This window comes from Streptomyces sp. NPDC001515 (assembly GCF_053597115.1).
The window spans coordinates 1-14,998 of the sequence record NZ_JBSFHN010000005.1; the positions used below are offsets into that span (position 1 = coordinate 1).

15 protein-coding genes and 3 pseudogenes are annotated in these 14,998 nt (G+C 70.7%); 4 read left to right on the forward strand and 14 right to left on the reverse strand.

All coding sequences use genetic code 11. The annotated features are described in order from the left end of the window. Positions 1 to 91: 91 nt before the first annotated feature. The 3 genes and pseudogenes from ACWCXC_RS07745 to ACWCXC_RS07755 form a co-directional block, all read right to left on the reverse strand. Positions 92 to 1,023 (reverse strand): annotated as a pseudogene (locus ACWCXC_RS07745) (IS481 family transposase). After that, positions 971 to 1,398: pseudogene (locus ACWCXC_RS07750) on the reverse strand (IS5 family transposase); the annotation flags it as partial. The pseudogenes ACWCXC_RS07745 and ACWCXC_RS07750, both read right to left, overlap by 53 nt. Before the next feature lie 57 nt (positions 1,399 to 1,455). After that, on the reverse strand, positions 1,456 to 2,247 hold the full coding sequence (locus ACWCXC_RS07755; protein ID WP_450685945.1) for an SDR family NAD(P)-dependent oxidoreductase: 792 nt from the start codon (positions 2,245 to 2,247) through the stop codon (positions 1,456 to 1,458). Positions 2,248 to 2,356: 109 nt separating this feature from the next. Here ACWCXC_RS07755 and ACWCXC_RS07760 point away from each other — a divergent pair, with 109 nt between their 5' ends. Continuing rightward, positions 2,357 to 2,839, forward strand: a complete 483-nt coding sequence (locus ACWCXC_RS07760) for a MarR family winged helix-turn-helix transcriptional regulator (RefSeq protein ID WP_450685946.1) — start codon at positions 2,357 to 2,359, stop codon at positions 2,837 to 2,839. Next, positions 2,742 to 3,624 (forward strand): annotated as a pseudogene (locus tag ACWCXC_RS07765) (IS5 family transposase). The gene ACWCXC_RS07760 and the pseudogene ACWCXC_RS07765 overlap by 98 nt, the downstream one beginning before the upstream one ends. 15 nt (positions 3,625 to 3,639) lie before the next feature. Here the strand turns inward: ACWCXC_RS07765 and ACWCXC_RS07770 are convergent. The 9 genes from ACWCXC_RS07770 to ACWCXC_RS07810 are packed head-to-tail and all read right to left on the reverse strand — an operon-like array spanning position 3,640 to position 11,830. Then, on the reverse strand, positions 3,640 to 4,989 hold the full coding sequence (locus ACWCXC_RS07770) for an ammonium transporter (protein ID WP_450887282.1): 1,350 nt from the start codon (positions 4,987 to 4,989) through the stop codon (positions 3,640 to 3,642). A 34-nt stretch (positions 4,990 to 5,023) separates the two neighbouring features. Next, entirely contained in the window at positions 5,024 to 5,983 is a 960-nt protein-coding gene (locus tag ACWCXC_RS07775) for an urease accessory protein UreD (RefSeq protein WP_450887284.1), read from the reverse strand. A 1-nt stretch (position 5,984) separates the two neighbouring features. Then, positions 5,985 to 6,605: an urease accessory protein UreG gene (gene ureG, locus ACWCXC_RS07780; protein WP_450887286.1), complete on the reverse strand. Its 621-nt coding sequence runs from the start codon at positions 6,603 to 6,605 to the stop codon at positions 5,985 to 5,987. 24 nt (positions 6,606 to 6,629) lie between these two features. Then, positions 6,630 to 7,379: an urease accessory protein UreF gene (locus ACWCXC_RS07785; RefSeq protein ID WP_450887288.1), complete on the reverse strand. Its 750-nt coding sequence runs from the start codon at positions 7,377 to 7,379 to the stop codon at positions 6,630 to 6,632. Between the two features lie 5 nt (positions 7,380 to 7,384). Beyond that, complete coding sequence (gene ureC / locus ACWCXC_RS07790; RefSeq protein WP_450686231.1) at positions 7,385 to 9,109, reverse strand: urease subunit alpha; 1,725 nt, start codon at positions 9,107 to 9,109, stop codon at positions 7,385 to 7,387. After that, a complete protein-coding gene (locus ACWCXC_RS07795) occupies positions 9,109 to 9,615 on the reverse strand; it encodes an urease subunit beta (RefSeq protein ID WP_450686230.1) in 507 nt (168 codons plus the stop codon). The genes ureC and ACWCXC_RS07795 overlap by 1 nt, the downstream gene beginning before the upstream one ends. Next, the gene (locus ACWCXC_RS07800) at positions 9,612 to 10,508 is read right to left on the reverse strand and encodes a sirohydrochlorin chelatase (protein WP_450887290.1); all 897 of its coding nucleotides are present in this window, start codon (positions 10,506 to 10,508) and stop codon (positions 9,612 to 9,614) included. The genes ACWCXC_RS07795 and ACWCXC_RS07800 overlap by 4 nt, the downstream gene beginning before the upstream one ends. Before the next feature lie 2 nt (positions 10,509 to 10,510). After that, on the reverse strand, positions 10,511 to 10,816 hold the full coding sequence (locus ACWCXC_RS07805) for an urease subunit gamma (protein WP_383635527.1): 306 nt from the start codon (positions 10,814 to 10,816) through the stop codon (positions 10,511 to 10,513). A gap of 51 nt (positions 10,817 to 10,867) precedes the next feature. Then, positions 10,868 to 11,830 (reverse strand): urea transporter, encoded by a 963-nt coding sequence (locus ACWCXC_RS07810; protein WP_450887292.1) that lies wholly within the window; start codon positions 11,828 to 11,830, stop codon positions 10,868 to 10,870. A gap of 193 nt (positions 11,831 to 12,023) precedes the next feature. Between ACWCXC_RS07810 and ACWCXC_RS07815 the strand changes: the two genes are divergently transcribed. Beyond that, complete coding sequence (locus ACWCXC_RS07815) at positions 12,024 to 12,494, forward strand: fluoride efflux transporter FluC (protein WP_450887294.1); 471 nt, start codon at positions 12,024 to 12,026, stop codon at positions 12,492 to 12,494. Continuing rightward, positions 12,491 to 12,865 (forward strand): fluoride efflux transporter FluC, encoded by a 375-nt coding sequence (locus ACWCXC_RS07820; protein WP_450887296.1) that lies wholly within the window; start codon positions 12,491 to 12,493, stop codon positions 12,863 to 12,865. Before ACWCXC_RS07815 ends, ACWCXC_RS07820 begins: the two co-directional genes overlap by 4 nt. Before the next feature lie 78 nt (positions 12,866 to 12,943). On the opposite strand, the gene ACWCXC_RS07825 is transcribed toward ACWCXC_RS07820, so the two are convergent. Beyond that, positions 12,944 to 13,120 (reverse strand): hypothetical protein, encoded by a 177-nt coding sequence (locus ACWCXC_RS07825; RefSeq protein ID WP_450685972.1) that lies wholly within the window; start codon positions 13,118 to 13,120, stop codon positions 12,944 to 12,946. A gap of 350 nt (positions 13,121 to 13,470) precedes the next feature. Beyond that, positions 13,471 to 14,955 carry an SDR family NAD(P)-dependent oxidoreductase gene (locus tag ACWCXC_RS07830; protein WP_450887298.1) on the reverse strand — a complete coding sequence of 495 codons (1,485 nt, stop codon included), beginning with the start codon at positions 14,953 to 14,955 and terminating at the stop codon, positions 13,471 to 13,473. Positions 14,956 to 14,998: the final 43 nt, after the last annotated feature.

Genomic DNA, 14,998 nt, shown 5'->3' on the forward strand with positions numbered 1-14,998 from the left:
CAGGAGTCCACACAACCCCCGATGATCACGCGGTGGCCGTACCCGTTTCCAGCCGGGTCCACCAGCAAGATCGCGAAGTCAGACTGGAGTACTAGGTGCATTGCCCTGTGAGGTTGGGGACGCGGCTGGCGGGTGGTTTGCCTGCGAGTGCGGTGTGTCCGCAGGGGTGATTGCAGGTGTGCAGTCAGCCGGGGAACGCGTCGCGTCGCTCCTGCTCCGGTTGGTAGGGGCGGGCGTAGGCCCATTCGTCGAGCAGGGTGCGGTTGAGGCGTTCGACCTTGCCGTTGGTCTGCGGCCGGTAGGGCCGGGTTCGCTCGTGGGTGATCCCGGCCGCTGCCAGGGTGTCGCGCCAGGTGTGGGACTTGTAGCAGGAGCCGTTGTCGGTCAGGACGCGTTCGACGGTGATTCCGACGCTGGTGAAGTAGGCGTGGGCCCGCTGCCAGAAGGCGGTGGCGGTCTCCTTCCTCTCGTCGGCGTGGATCTCGCTGCAGGCGAGGCGGGAATGGTCATCGACGGCGGTGCGGATGTAGCTGTAGCCGGCGTTCTTGCGGGTCTTGCGGCCGGCCTGCGGCCCAGCACCTTGTGGCCGCCGCCGTCGGGGATGTTGCCGAGCTTCTTGATGTCCACATGCACCAGTTCGCCGGGCTTCTCGCGTTCGTAGCGGCGTATGTTCCGGCCGGTCGCACGGTCCAGATGGGTCAGACGGGCCAGCCCGAACCGGGTCAGGACCCGGTGCACGGTCGAGGGCACCAGTCGCAGGTGGTGGGCAATGCGGGCCGGGCACCAGCGCCGCAGGACACGAACCTTGATGATGCGCCGCTCGGTGCGGGTCGGGGTCCGCCCGGGACTGTGACGAGGACGTGAGGGTCGGTCGGACATGCCCGCTGCGCCGGCGTGCCGGTAGCAGGCAGCCCACCGCCGGGCTGTGGTCGGTGAGACCTGGAAGCGTTCGGCGGCTCGGCGCAGCGGCCAGCCCTCCTCGACCACACAACGGGCCAGGCGCAGGCGGCCGGTCTCGGTCAGGGCGTCGTCCTTTTTTGGAACCCACGGCCTGGCCTTGCGGGCGCCGGCCGCGTGCTGGTTGACCCGGCAGGTCGTCGAGTCGACGCCGACCATGCCCCGGTCGATCAGCCCGGCAAGGTCGGCGTCGGCCTGGACCGCCCGCAGGAGGCGGGCCCAGGTGCCGTCCGCCGGCCAGCGGCGATGCCGTTCATAGACGGTCTTCCACGATCCGTAGTGTTCCGGCAGATCACGCCAGGGAATACCGGTGCGGACCCGGAACAGAATCCCGTTGAGCACGGTCCGGTGATCGTTCCACCGGCCGCCCCGGCCACCCGGCGAAGGCAGATGCGGCTCCCGTCGCGACCACACGCGATTCGACAGATCCCCCAGATCCATGACCCAACCAACGAACGGCCGGCCGGCCGGAACGTCACATGATCCGCCGGACAGGCCCTAGACCATTGCCGTCAGAACGCCCCCGTCGGCTCGCAGCGCGGCTCCGTTGGTGGCTGCCGACAGCGGGCTGGCCAGGTAGAGCGCGAGCTGCGCGATCTCGGACGGTTCGATGAAGCGTTGCAGGAGCGTGGTCTGGTTGGCGCCGATGATCGCGGCCTTCATCTCGTCGGCCGGCATGTTCCGGGACTGGGCGATGCCGGCGACGGCGTCTGCGACGCCGTCCGAGTAGGTGGGGCCGCCGAGGATCGTGTTGACGGTGACCTCGGTTCCCCGCGTCAGCTTGGAGAGGCCGTTGCCAAGGGCGATCATCGCCGCCTTCGTCACTCCGTAGTGCACCATGTCGGCGGGGATGTTCACGCCCGATTCGCTGCTGATGAAGATGATGCGGCCCCAGTTCCTGTCGAGCATGCCTGACAGGAACTGGCGCGAGAGCCGGACGCCGCTCATGACGTTGACGTCGAAGTAGCGCTGCCACTCGTCATCGGAGACAACCTCGAAGCGGTCGAGCCCGAAGAGACCGACGTTGTTGACGAGGATGTCGAGATCACCCAGTGATCCCAGCAGATCCTGGACCTGAGCGGCATCGCTGAAGTCGGCGACCCGTCCGGAGACTTCCGCGTCCGGCAGTTCGGCGCGGAGCCGCCGCAGGGCGTCCTGGACGCCGCTCTCGCTGCGCCCGTTGATGACCACCGTGGCGCCCTCACCGAGCAGTGCGCGCGCTACGGCGAAGCCGATGCCTTGTGTGGAACCGCTGACGAAGGCGGTCTTGTCTTTCAGTCGCAGGTCCATGAATCTTCTCGTTCCTGTGGTGCCGTACGGGCCGCATTGACTTTCCTGAGCAAGTAAAACTAGAACGGGATGACTTTCTCAGTCAAGTCATCCGAGGTAGGCTGGTGCCATGTCACGACTCAGCAGCGACGACCTCGAAACCTGGTCAGCCCTGGCCACCGTCCTGGAATGGCTACCGGCTGCCCTCGACACGCAGTTGCAGCGGGACGCCGCGCTGACGCACTTCGAATACGGCGTGATGTTCGCGCTTGCCCATGCCGATGACCGCACCCTGCGGATGAGCACCCTGGCCGGCTACTCCAACAGCTCTCTGTCTCGCCTCTCGCGCGCGGTGGCCCGCCTGGAGACGAAGGACTGGATACGCCGGGCGCCCGACCCGACCGACGGTCGCTTCACTCTCGCCATCCTCACCGACGCCGGCGAGCGGAAAGTCGAACAGGCCGCCCCCGGGCACGAGGCCACCGTCAACCGGCTGGTCTTTGATTCCCTGACCGCTGCCCAGACGCGGCAACTGCGCGACATCAGCCGGCGCATCACGACGGCCATCCGCTCCGAAGACGGCTGGACACTGCCCCCCAAGGCAACCCCGTAAGCGGGTCGTGCTCCCGATCGCGTCGATGTACTTCGTGGTCCAGAGCCGGTATTCCCTGGCGTGACCTGCCGGAACGCTACGGATCGTGGAAGACCGTCTATGAACGGCATCGCCGCTGGCCGGCGGACGGCACCTGGGCCCGCCGCCTCCTGCGGGCGGTCCAGGCCGACGCCGACCTTGCCGGGCTGATCGACCGGGGCATGGTCGGCGTCGACTCGACGTCCTGCCGGGTCCACCAGCACGCGGCCGGCCCCCGCAAGGCCAGGCCGCGGGTTCCGAAAGGAGGACGACGCCCCGGCACCACCGCCCCGATGAGGGACTCGGGCGGTCCCGGGGCGGTCTGACCTCCAAGATCCACCTTGCCGGTGAAGGCGGCTGCCGGCCCATGGCCTCCAAGTCAGTGGGGTGATGCCCCGCACATGATCGAGGTCATGGAGCGGATCAGGGTTCCCCGCCGACTGGTCGGGCGGCCCCGGACGAGGCCCGATCACGTCAGTGGCGACAGGCATACAGCTCCCGTCGAATCGCCGCTACCTGCGAAGACGACACATCCGGCACACGATCCCCGAGCCGAAAGACCAACGGGCCAACCGCCGGCGCAGAGGCAGCGCGGGCGGCAGACCCGCCGGCTTCGACCGCGAGCGCTACCGGCGCCGCAACCAGGTCGAGCGGACCATCAACCGACTCAAGAACTCCGTGCGGTCGCCACCCATCACGACAAGAGGGCCTACGTCTTCCATGGCACCGTCACCGCAGCGGCAGTCCGCTTATGGCTCCGCCCATGATCCACCGGACACGCCTCAACGGTCCGCGTCGCGGGCGCGCAGCAGCCGGCTGATCTGCTTGACGAGTTCGTCGTCGCTGCTGACCCGGGCGCCGGAGACCAGCGCGCCCAGCCGCTCCGCGGTCTGGAAGTCGTACGCCCGCTCCGCCTCCTCGCCGGGGACGTTCGCGTACTCCTCCTTGGCGCGGAAGCCGACGGTCAGGTCCACCACCTTGGCGATGATCCAGGTGAGGAGGAACGAGAAGGCGATCACCGAGACGATGGCGACGAGCTGTTTGCCGAGGAGTCCCCAGCCGCCGCCGTAGAAGAGGCCCTTCTTGCCGCTGATGCGCGCGGTGGCGAAGAGGCCGACCATGATCAGGCCGATCAGCCCGCCGACGCCGTGCACCCCGACCACGTCGAGGGTGTCGTCCACGTTGAAGCGGAACTTGAGGGTGATGGCGAAGGCGCACACCGCGCCGACGACGAGACCGGTGATGACGGCCCCGAGGGTGTTGATCTCGCCGCAGGCCGGGGTGATCGCGACCATGCCGGCCACCGCCGAGGAGACGACGCCCATGGTGGTGACCCGGCCGGTGCGCCACTTCTCCACCAGGGGCCAGGTGATCATGGCGCCGGCGGCGCCGAGCTGGGTGTTGATGAAGGCCGCGGCGGCGGTGCCCTGGTCGCTGAGCGCGGAACCGGAGTTGAAGCCGAACCAGCCGAACCACAGCAGCCCGACACCGATGACCACCAGCGGGATGTTGTTCGGGCGCTCCTCGCGGCGGGCGAAGTCGCGCGGCGCCCGCAGCACCAGCGCGACGGCCAGTCCGGCGACGCCCGAGTTGAGCTCCACCGGGAGCCCCCCGGCGAAGTCGAGGGCGCCGAGGTGCTTCACGATCCAGCCATCGGGGTCGAACACCCAGTGGGCGATGGGGATGTACACGATGAGCAGCCAGAGCACGACGAAGACCAGCCAGCCCCTCATCGTGGCGCGGTCGGCGATGGAGCCGCTGACCAGGGCCACGGTGATGACGGCGAAGCCCATCTGGAAGGTGCTGTAGACGTAGGTGGGGATGTGGCCCGTGAGGGTCGTGAGCCCGATGTCGTGCATGAAGACGTGATCGAGGTTGCCGATGAGTCCGGCGCCCCCGACGTCGGGACCGAAGGCCAGGGTGTAGCCGATGACCCACCAGACGAGCGTGCCGAACGCCAGCGCGGCGAAGCTCATCTTGATCATCATGAGCACCTGACGGGTGCGCACCATGCCGCCGTAGAAGAACGCGAGACCGGGCGTCATCAGCAGCACCATGGCGGTGGAGGCCAGCAGCCAGGCGGTGTCGCCGGAGTCGTACGCGGCCGGCATCGGCGCGGGAGCGGTGTTCATCGGCGGATCCCTCGGGTCGTGGGGGCGGGGCGGGCTACGGTTTGCGCAGGTCGGGTGCGGGGTGGCCGGTGAGCAGCCGGCGTACGGCCTGGTGGGCGGCTCGCTGCGCGGCGGCGACCAGGACCGGGCTGTCGTCCAGGACCCGCGCCCAGGCGCCGCAGTCGTGGGGCAGCACGCTCACCCCGTGGAGCACGCCGAGCCCGTCGAGCGCCTCGTGCAGGGCGTCGGCCAGCGCGGCGGCCGGCACGCGGTCGGTCACCGCGTAGAGCGTGGCCACGTGGTCGCGGCCGGCGAAGACCCCGGGGCCCACCACGCCCGCGCCGTCGTGCCCGGGGGCGAGCCGCAGGGTGTCCAGGGCGAGGAGCGCGCCGTCCGGCCGGGCGATGCGCAGATCGGTGGCGAGCACCCGGTAGGCGTGGCGCTCGCCCCGGGCGAGGCGGCCCGCGGTGACGGTCTCACCGAGGACGACGGTGGCGCCCGGGGCCACGGTGACCTCGGTGCGCTGGTAGAAGCGCGCGTCCCGGAACGGGATCAGCGGGTCGGGCAGGTATTCGACGTAACTCCCGGCCTCCGCCGTCAGATGCACCCGCTGGCTCGCGTAGTCGTGCTCCATGCGGAAGATCTTGGTGGCGGCCTGGGTGGTGAGGTGGACCTCGGTGTCCGGGCCGCAGCGGAAGTCCATCCGGTAGCGGTCCGCCTGGGCGATCCCGCCGCCGGTCGCCATCATGTAGACGTAGCTCATGCCGGGGCGCGCGGGGTCGATCCACAGCGGCCGCATGATCTGGAGCGGGGTCTTCTGGTAGCGCTCGACGAGTTCGGTGCGCTCGCCCCGCACCGCGAAGGCCAGGTCGAGGATGCCCACCTTGGCCGGGGAGCCGGGGGCGAGCGTGTCCGGCACGGAGGCCAGGGACGCCACCTCCGGGGGGACGCGGACGGGGGTGTAGTAGTCCTCGGCGAGGCGGTCGGCGCGGGGCCGGTGCGGGGCGAGCGTCATGTCAGATCAGCACCTTGCGGCGCGACTCCAGGAAGACCGCGATGTCGTCGATGCCGACGCCGGTCAGGCAGTCGGTGAGGACGACGGGGCGCTCGCCGCGGACGCGGTGGGCGTCGGACTCCATGACGCCGATGTCCGTGCGGACGTACTGCGCGATGTCGATCTTGTTGATGACGAGGAGATCGGATTCGGTGATGCCGGGGCCGCGCTTGCGGGGCATCTTCTCGCCCTCGGCGGTGTCCAGTACGAAGAGGAAGAGGTCGACGAGGGCGGGGCTGAACGTCAGGGTGAGGTTGTCGCCGCCGGACTCGTAGAGCAGGGTGTCGACGTCCCCGAAGCGCTCCAGCATCTCGGCGCCGGCCGCCAGGTTCATCGTGGGGTCGTCCCGTACGGCGGTGTGCGGGCAGGCGCCCGTCTCGACGCCGACGACCCGCTCGGGTTCGAGCACGCCGGCCAGGGTCCGGCGGACGTGCTGGGCGTCCTCCTGGGTGTAGATGTCGTTGGTGATGACGGCGGGGCGGTGGCCGCGCTCGATCAGGACGGGGACCAGCGCCTCGATGAGGGCGGTCTTGCCGGAGCCGACCGGTCCGCCGATGCCGACCCGCAGTACGTTGTCGTCCATGGTGCTCCTTCGGGGTGTGGGGTGTCAGCTCGCGAAGAGCCGGGCCTCGGCGCGCTCGTGGCGGCCGGACATGACGTCGGAGGCGAAGACGGTGGCACCGAGGTCGTCGAGGTCGCGGCGCAGGGCCGCCTCGACGGTCTCCTCGATGACGGGGGCCGCGCCGCGCAGCAGGGTCTGCGCCGTACGGTGGTCGGTCAGCCGCAGCCGCAGCGCGGCACCCGCGAAGCTGACGCAGAAGGCGAACAGATCGGCGGCGACGGCCTGCCGGGCCGGGACGCCGGTCGCCGCGTAGATGACTCCGGCGGCCACCGCCTGGGTGCCCGGTGCCTCGCCGCCCGTGACGCGGGCGAAGTAGGCGGCGATCTCGGGGCGGTCGAAGACCTCGCTGCCCAGGTCGAGGAGCTGGCGTCCGGTCCGGGTGGCCGCCTGGCGCATCTCCCGGCCCAGTTTGGTGGCCAGCAGATGGTGGTCGACGCGGACGACGGCGTCCGGCTCGCCCGCCGCCGTCGCGCGGTGGGCGAGCGCCAGCGCGGTGGCGTCGGCGGGGCCGACGCCGTGGAGCAGCAGGTCGTTCAGGAGGTCCGGCAGGCTCGCGGCGTCGACGGCCCCGGCCTGGGCGTACCCCTCCAGGCTGTGCGACAGCGTGTAGAAGCCGCTGGGGAAGGCGGAGTCGGTCAGCTGGAGGCTGACCAGCAGGGGCCCGAGGCCCGCGCCGGTGCCGCCACCGGTCACGGTGACGGCCTCCTCGCGGGCTTCGCTCTCGTTGCGGTACATCGCCCCTAGACCAGGAAGTAGAGGTGGTTGAGGGGCAGCGTCTCGGCCGGGTCGATGGTGGCGACCTTGCCGTTGAGCGTGACCTTGAAGGTCTCCGGGTCGACCTGGATGTCCGGCAGGGCGTCGTTGCGGACCATGTTGTGCTTGCCGATGGTCCGGGTGCGGCGCACCGGGAGGACCTTGCGCTCCAGGCCGAGCGCCTCGGGAACCCCGGCGGCGATGCCCGCCTGCGACATGAAGGTGGCGTGCGTGGCCTGGTGGGCCTTGCCGTACTGGCCGAACATCGGCCGGTAGATCACCGGCTGCGGGGTGGGCAGCGAGGCGTTGGGGTCGCCCATCTGCGCCCAGGAGATGATGCCGCCCTTGATCACCATCTTCGGCTTGGCGGCGAAGGAGTGGATGGGCCAGAGCACGATGTCGGCGAGCTTGCCCTTCTCGATGGACCCCACGTGGTCGGCGATGCCGGAGGCGATGGCCGGGTTGATGGTGACCTTGGCGAGGTAGCGCAGCACCCGCTCGTTGTCGTTGCGCTCGGAGTCGCCCTCCAGCACGCCGAGCTTGTCCTTGCAGTGGTGCGCGATCTGGAAGCAGCGGGTGAAGGACTCGCCGACGCGGCCCATGGCCTGGGAGTCGGAGGAGACGATGCTGATCACGCCGAGGTCGTGGAGCACCGATTCGGCGGCGATCGTCTCGGCCCTGACCCGGCTGTCCGCGAAGGAGACGTCCTCGGGGATGTCGTGGCTGAGGTGGTGGCAGACCATCACCATGTCGAGGAGTTCGTCGACGGAGTTCTTGGTGTACGGCAGCGTCGGGTTGGTCGAGGACGGCAGGACGTTGGGCTCGCCGGCGATCCGCAGGATGTCGGGGGCGTGGCCGCCGCCCGCGCCCTCGCTGTGGAAGGTGTGGATGGCCCGGCCGTCGATCGCGGACCGGGTGTCCTCGAAGAAGCCGCTCTCGTTGAGGCTGTCGGTGTGGATGGAGACCTGGACGTCATGGGCGTCGGCGACGTTCAGCGCGTTGTCGATGACGGCCGGGGTGGCGCCCCAGTCCTCGTGCACCTTGAGCCCGCAGGCCCCGGCCTCCACCTGCTCGTTGAGGGCGCCCGGGAGGCTGCCGTTGCCCTTGCCCATGATCCCGAGGTTGACCGGCAGGGTCTCCGCGGCCTGGAGGAGCTTGGCGATGTTGTACGGGCCGGGGGTGCAGGTGGTGCCGTTGGAGCCGTCGGAGGGTCCGGTGCCGCCGCCGATGAGCGTGGTGATGCCGTTGGTCAGCGCCTGCTCGGCCTGTTGCGGGGCGATCAGGTGGACGTGGGTGTCGATGGCGCCCGCCGTGGCGATCAGGTGCTCGCCCGCGATGGCCTCGGTGCCGGGGCCGATGACGAGGTCCGGGTCGACGTTGTTCTGGGTCTGCGGGTTGCCGGACTTGCCGATGCCGACGATGAAGCCGTCCTTGATCCCGATGTCGCACTTGACGACGCCGACCATCGGGTCGATGACGACCACATTGGTGATGACGGTGTCCAGGGCGCCCTGCGCGGCGGTGGCCTGCGGGTCGGCGGCCATGCCGTCGCGCATGGTCTTGCCGCCGCCGTAGACGACCTCGTCGCCGTACAGTCCCTCGCTGTAGTCCTTCTCGACCTCGACGACGAGGTTGGTGTCGGCGAGCTGGAAGCGGTCGCCGACCGTCGGGCCGAACATGTCGGTGTACTGCTTGCGCGGGAGGATGGGCATCAGCGCGAACCCTTCTTCTTTTCCTTGGCGGCCTTGGCGGACTTGGAGCCCTGCGAACCCTTGGGGTCCTGCGAACCCTTGGAACCCTGCGCACCCTTGGCGCCCTTGCCGGACGTGCCGCCCGCCCCGGTGTCCGCGGCGCCCTCGAAGCCCTGCTCGATCGCCTTGCGGACGGCCTCGAGCCGGGCCGGGTGGGAGGCGAGGCTGCCGTTGAGCAGCCCGCTGAAGCCGACGAGGCGGCCGGTTCCGGCGTACGCGCAGAGCTCGACCTCGCGCGAACCTCCGGGCTCGAACCGCACGGAGGTGCCGGCGGCGATGTTGAGGTGCATGCCGAGCGTCTCCTGGCGGTCGAACGCCAGGGCCGAGTTGACCTCGAAGAAGTGGTAGTGCGAACCGACCTGCACCGCCCGGTCACCGGTGTTGCTCACCGTGACCTTGAGGGTGCGGCGGCCCGCGTTCAGCTCGATGGGGTCCTTGCCGTACAGATATTTCTGACGGAACGTCATGCGATGCTCCCGATGGCTCGGTCCGCGCCAGCGGCGGACGGGTGATGGTGGTGCGGGTGCAGGTGCCCCGGTCCGTGCGGGCCGTGGCCGTGCGCGTCGTCCGGGGGATGCGGGTGCGGGTGGCCGTGCGCGTGTCCGTGGCCGTGGTCGTGGCCCTCGCCGGGCGGGTGCGTATGGGAGTGGCCGTGGTCGTCGGCGGCGGTCAGACCGGCGGCGATGCCGTCGTCGCCGTGGTCCCGCCACCGCCGCCGGGCGTCGGACACCCGTTCCGCGAGCACCCGGCGCAGCGCCTGCAGCGAGAGCAGCGGACCGGCCAGGTCCACCGGCACCGGCCCGTCCGCCCCCGGCACCTCCGGCAGCGCGAACGCGGCCGGCAGCAGCGTCACCCGCCGCGCGCCGAGCAGCCGGCACCGCCGGACTCCCTCGGCCGGATCCGGGTCGCCGCCGGAGAACGCCACTTCGACGAGGCCCGGCCGGCCGTGGCGGCGCACCAGGGCGGCGACGCGGTGGAGTTCGGCGTCCTCGAACGGGTCCCCCGCCGGGGCGGTGACCAGCAGCGCCGCGCTCTCCTCCACCCGTCCCGCCGCCGCGCGCAGCCAGCCCACGAGGTGCTGGGCGGTACCGAAGGGCGCGGCGAGCAGGACGGTGCCCCGCTCGCCGGGCGGGACCGCGCGCAGGGTGCGGGCGGTCTCCGCGACGAGTCCGGGCTCCCGGCCCAGCGTCATGGGGACGACGACGGTCTCCTCGCCGCGGCGGCCTCGGGCGGTGACGGTCCGGAACAGGGCGCGTCCGGCGGGGACGACGTTCACCCCGTCGGCCGCGAGGCCGTCCAGGGCGCTCCCGTCCCCGGCCTCGTGGCCGCGGACGGCGATGACGGCGCCGCGTTCGGCCACGGTCAGCCGCCGATGGGGTCGTGGCAGGACACCAGCTTGGTCCCGTCCACGAAGGACGCCTCGACCTGGAGCAGGCCGAGCATCTCCCGTACGCCGTCCATGGTGTCGGCCTCGCCCACGACATGGCGGCCCAGCTCCATGCAGTCGGCGACGCTCTTGCCGTCGCGGGCCGCTTCGAGGATCGCCTCGGTGATCAGCGCCACCGATTCGCTGTAGTTGAGCTTGAGTCCGCGGCTCTGGCGTTTGCGGGCCAGATCGGCCACGACGTAGACCAGCAGTTTGTCGATCTCGCGGGGGGCGAGGTTCATCGTCAGTACCTTCCTCGGGTGTACGGGCGGGAGGGGGCGGGTCCGGTGCGGTCAGTCGCTCCGGCGCAGACGGGGCAGGAGCGGCACGGCGGCCAGCAGGGCCCAGGTGGTGAGGATGAAGGGCCAGGTGAAGGTGTGGCCGCCGAAAGGTTTGAAGAAGGAGGTCAGCGAGGCGGTGAGCCCGGTGCTGGCGGCCGCGCCGAAGAGGGCGTAGACGCCCGTCCAGACGGTGTTGGCCATGAAGACGGCGCCCAGGGCGATGGCGACGAGCACCGCGTTGTAGCCGTAGATGCCGTTGGCGATCAGCGCGGTGGGCGCGCCGAGGAGCCAGGCGGCGAAAATCCCGGCCACGCTTCCGGCGGCGGCGTAGAGCACCACGCGCAGGGAGGCCAGGGCCAGGCCGACGAGCATGATCAGGCCGACGTACCAGCTCTCGACCAGGAAGATCTGCGAGACGTTGTTGAAGAACGCGTGCCACAGGGCGTTCCACGACATGGCCGTGTCCCCGCTGGTGGTGCTGGAGACCGCCTTGGGCGCCCCGTTCCAGACACGGGCGAAGGACGGGGCTCCGACCACCATCACGCCGGAGACCAGGCAGAACGGCGCGGTCATGGGGGTGAGCCGGTACGGGGTGAGGAAAGTGGCGAGGGTCGCCATGAGGATGGTGCTCATGACGGCGCCGACCACGGTGAGGACGTACGTGGCGGGGTGGTGGCCCAGCGAGGAGACCAGGGCGATACCGGTGAGGCAGCCGGCGAATCCCTGGAGGCCGAGCGCGATGCTGCCCCGGTCGACGGCGAGCGCGTAGGCGGTCGCCGTCGCGATCAGGGTGCCGAGCGTGGCGAACAGGCCGGTCTCCCAGCCCGCCACCCAGAGTCCGGCGAGGATCGCCGCCCCGGTGAGCAGACTCGACTGGAAGTCGACCTGGCCGACGCCCCTCAGGGAGGCCAGCAGATATGCGGACGGCTGACGGCTCTCCAGCCGCCGGACGATGTCCGGCTCGGCGAGGGGCATGACGTGCTCCAAGGGCGCGACAGATGATGCCCCAGCGCGGACACGATGTGGCATATGACGACATAAGCCATCCACGCACAGAGTGAGACGATTATCACCCTGTGTGCGTGTCCGATAGCCCAGTCAGGTGCGGTCCCGGCCCTTCGGGCGCGCTCAGCCCCGTGCGCGCGTCCCGCTTCCCTAGGTTCGCGGCATGCGCCAGAAGATGAGGTTGCACCTCCGCACCCACCCCGACCACCACCCCGGGGTGCAGTGGTCCGTCGTGGCCGTCGTCGCGGTCGGCGGCGCCGCCGGAGCCGCCGCGCGGCACAGCGCCGAGGACATCTGGCCGAACGCCGCCTCGGCCTTCCCCTGGACGATCCTGCTGGTCAACACGGTGGGCTGTTTCCTGATGGGGATCCTCATGGTCACGCTGAAGCTGCGCTTCCCGCACGCGCCCCGGCTGATCAGCCCGCTGCTGGGAACCGGGGTCCTGGGCGGCTTCACCTCCTTCTCGCACTACACGGACAACGTGCGCCAGCTCTTCGAGAACGATCAGCCGGGGTACGCGGTCGGCTGCCTGGTGCTGACGGTGGTGTGCGCGCTCGCCGCCGTCACCGCTGGCGCGCTCGCCACCCATGCCGCCTTCGGGCGCTCCTACCGCACGGAGGGCGACGCCCCGTGACCGACATGCTGCTCGTCCTGGCCGGGGGTCTGGTGGGGGCGCCGGTGCGCTATCTGCTCGGCGTCGACGCGAAGTTCCGCCTGCACAGCGCCTTCCCGTGGGGCACCTTCACGGCCAACGCCGCAGCCGCCCTGATCCTCGGCTTCCTGGCGGAGGCGGTGACCGACGGCGATCTGAGCACCCGGCTGAACCTGCTGCTGGCCACCGGTTTCTGCGGGGCGCTGTCGACCTGGTCGACCTTCTCGTACGAACTGCTCACCCTGACCTCCGCCCGCCGGCTGGTCCTGGCGGCGGGGTATCTGGTGGTCACCGTGGCCGCGGGCGTCGGGCTCTCGTTCGGCGGGGCGGCCGTGGCGGACGCGGTCTTCTGACCCCGCCGGAAAAGGGCTCCGGCCCCGTCCCTGTGCGGGGCGGGGCCGGAGCCGGTGTGACCTGGGGGGGCGGAGCACTCAGTCGATGCCAGGCAGGATGTGCGGCTCGGCGAGGTCGTCCTCGTAGCCGGCCAGCCGGATCGGTGCGGACCGGGCCCAGACCTCGATGTTGCGGAGCGGCTCGGGCCGGCGGGCCCGCTCTCCGCGTCGTTCGGCGGGCCGGTTCTCGTGCTTCGTCAGTTCGGGTGTGGTCACCGCGCACTCCTTTGTGTCGCGTAGCCCCGGGCGCAACCGACGCTACGGCGTCATATCCGGTCGTCGACCGCCCATGGTGCGGGGCAGGGCAGGATCAGTTCGGTCGCGGTGGCGCCGGGTGAGAGGCGGGACGGCGATCCGGTTGACGGACCTGTCCCAGGACGGCCGAGGGGTCTTCGTGGATCCCTTGGTGGCGTCCGTTCCCCTCAGCCTAACCAAATGAGCGCGTCCCTGCTCGATGGAACGTGTGCAGTGAGTCACTTTCGGCCATTGTCCAGGGAAAAGACCCGGCCGGAAGAGGTTCCGGCCGGGTCTGCAGAGGTCCCTGCGCCGCCCGTCGGCGGCTCCGCTCACCAGTTGGCGGGCGCGTAGTCCTTCAGGAAGCAGCCGTACAGCGCCTCGCCGGACTCGCCGCGCACGATCGGGTCGTAGACCCGGGCGGCCCCGTCCACCAGGTCGAGCGGGGCGTGGAAGCCCTCCTCGGCCAGGCGCATCTTGTCGGGGTGCGGGCGCTCGTCGGTGATCCAGCCGGTGTCGACGGCGGTCATCAGGATGCCGTCCTTCTCGTACATCTCCTGGGCGCTGGTGCGGGTCAGCATGTTCAGCGCGGCCTTGGCCATGTTGGTGTGCGGGTGGCCGGCGCCCTTGTACCCGCGCCCGAAGACGCCCTCCATCGCGGAGACGTTGACGACGTAGGCGTACTTCGCGGCGGTCGCGGCCATCGCCGGACGGAGCCGGCTGATCAGGATGAAGGGCGCGGTGGAGTTGCAGAGCTGGACCTCCAGCAGCTCGATCGGCTCCACCTCGTCGACTGTCTGGATCCAGCTGTTGGTGGAGTGCAGGTCCGGGACGAGCCCGCCCGCGTCGATCGCGGTGCCGGCGGCGATGCGCGCCGGCGACGCCGACCCGCTCACCAGCGCGAGTTCGGTGACGTCCTGTGCGGTCAGCGCCTCCGAGCGGGCGGCCGGCAGCGCGGCCACCCGGTCCACCGAGCCGCTGCCGAAGGTGCCGATCACCTCGGCCGACGGCAGTTCGCCCGCCGGCAGCGGGGCGGACTCGGCGGCGACCAGCTCGCTGTATGCCCGCGGCGAGCGGCGCACCGTCTGCGCGGCGTTGTTGATCAGGATGTCCAGCGGCCCCTCGGCGGCCACGGAGTCGGCGAGCGCGACGACCTGGGCCGGGTCGCGCAGGTCTATGCCGACGATCTTCAGCCGGTGGATCCACTCGTCGCTGTCCGGCATCGCCTTGAAGCGGCGGATCGCGTCGTTGGGGAACCGCGTGGTGATGGTGGTGTGGGCGCCGTCGCGCAGCAGCCGCAGCGCGATGTACATCCCGATCTTGGCGCGTCCGCCGGTGAGCAGCGCCCGGCGCCCGGTGAGGTCGGTGCGGGCGTCGCGGCGCGCCCGGTTCTCGCGGGCGCAGTCCTGGCAGAGCTGGTGGTAGAACGCGTCGACCTCGACGTACCGCGTCTTGCAGACGTAGCAGGAGCGGGGGCGGCGCAGCACGCCCGCGATCTCCGAGGTGGCCGTGGACGAGGGCAGGACGCCCTGCGTCTCGTCGTCGATGCGCTCGGCGGAGCCGGTCGCGGTGGCCTCGGTGACGGCCTTGTCGTGCGCGGTCTTGGCGGCCCGGCGCTCCTGGCGGCGGCGCTGCTTCACGGTCCGGTAGATGCCGGCCGTGGCCCGGCGCACCGCGATCGCGTCCGGGTGGTCGATCTCGATGGAGTCGAGTTCGTCGAGCACGCTCAGGCAGACGGCCAGCCGCTCCGGGTCGATCCCGGGACCGAATTCCTCGATGCCGGGCGCGGTCTCCGGGCTGTCCTCTGTCACCGTCATTGCCGTTCCTCTGTCTGTGTCCCACGTGGCGGCGAACGCCCCG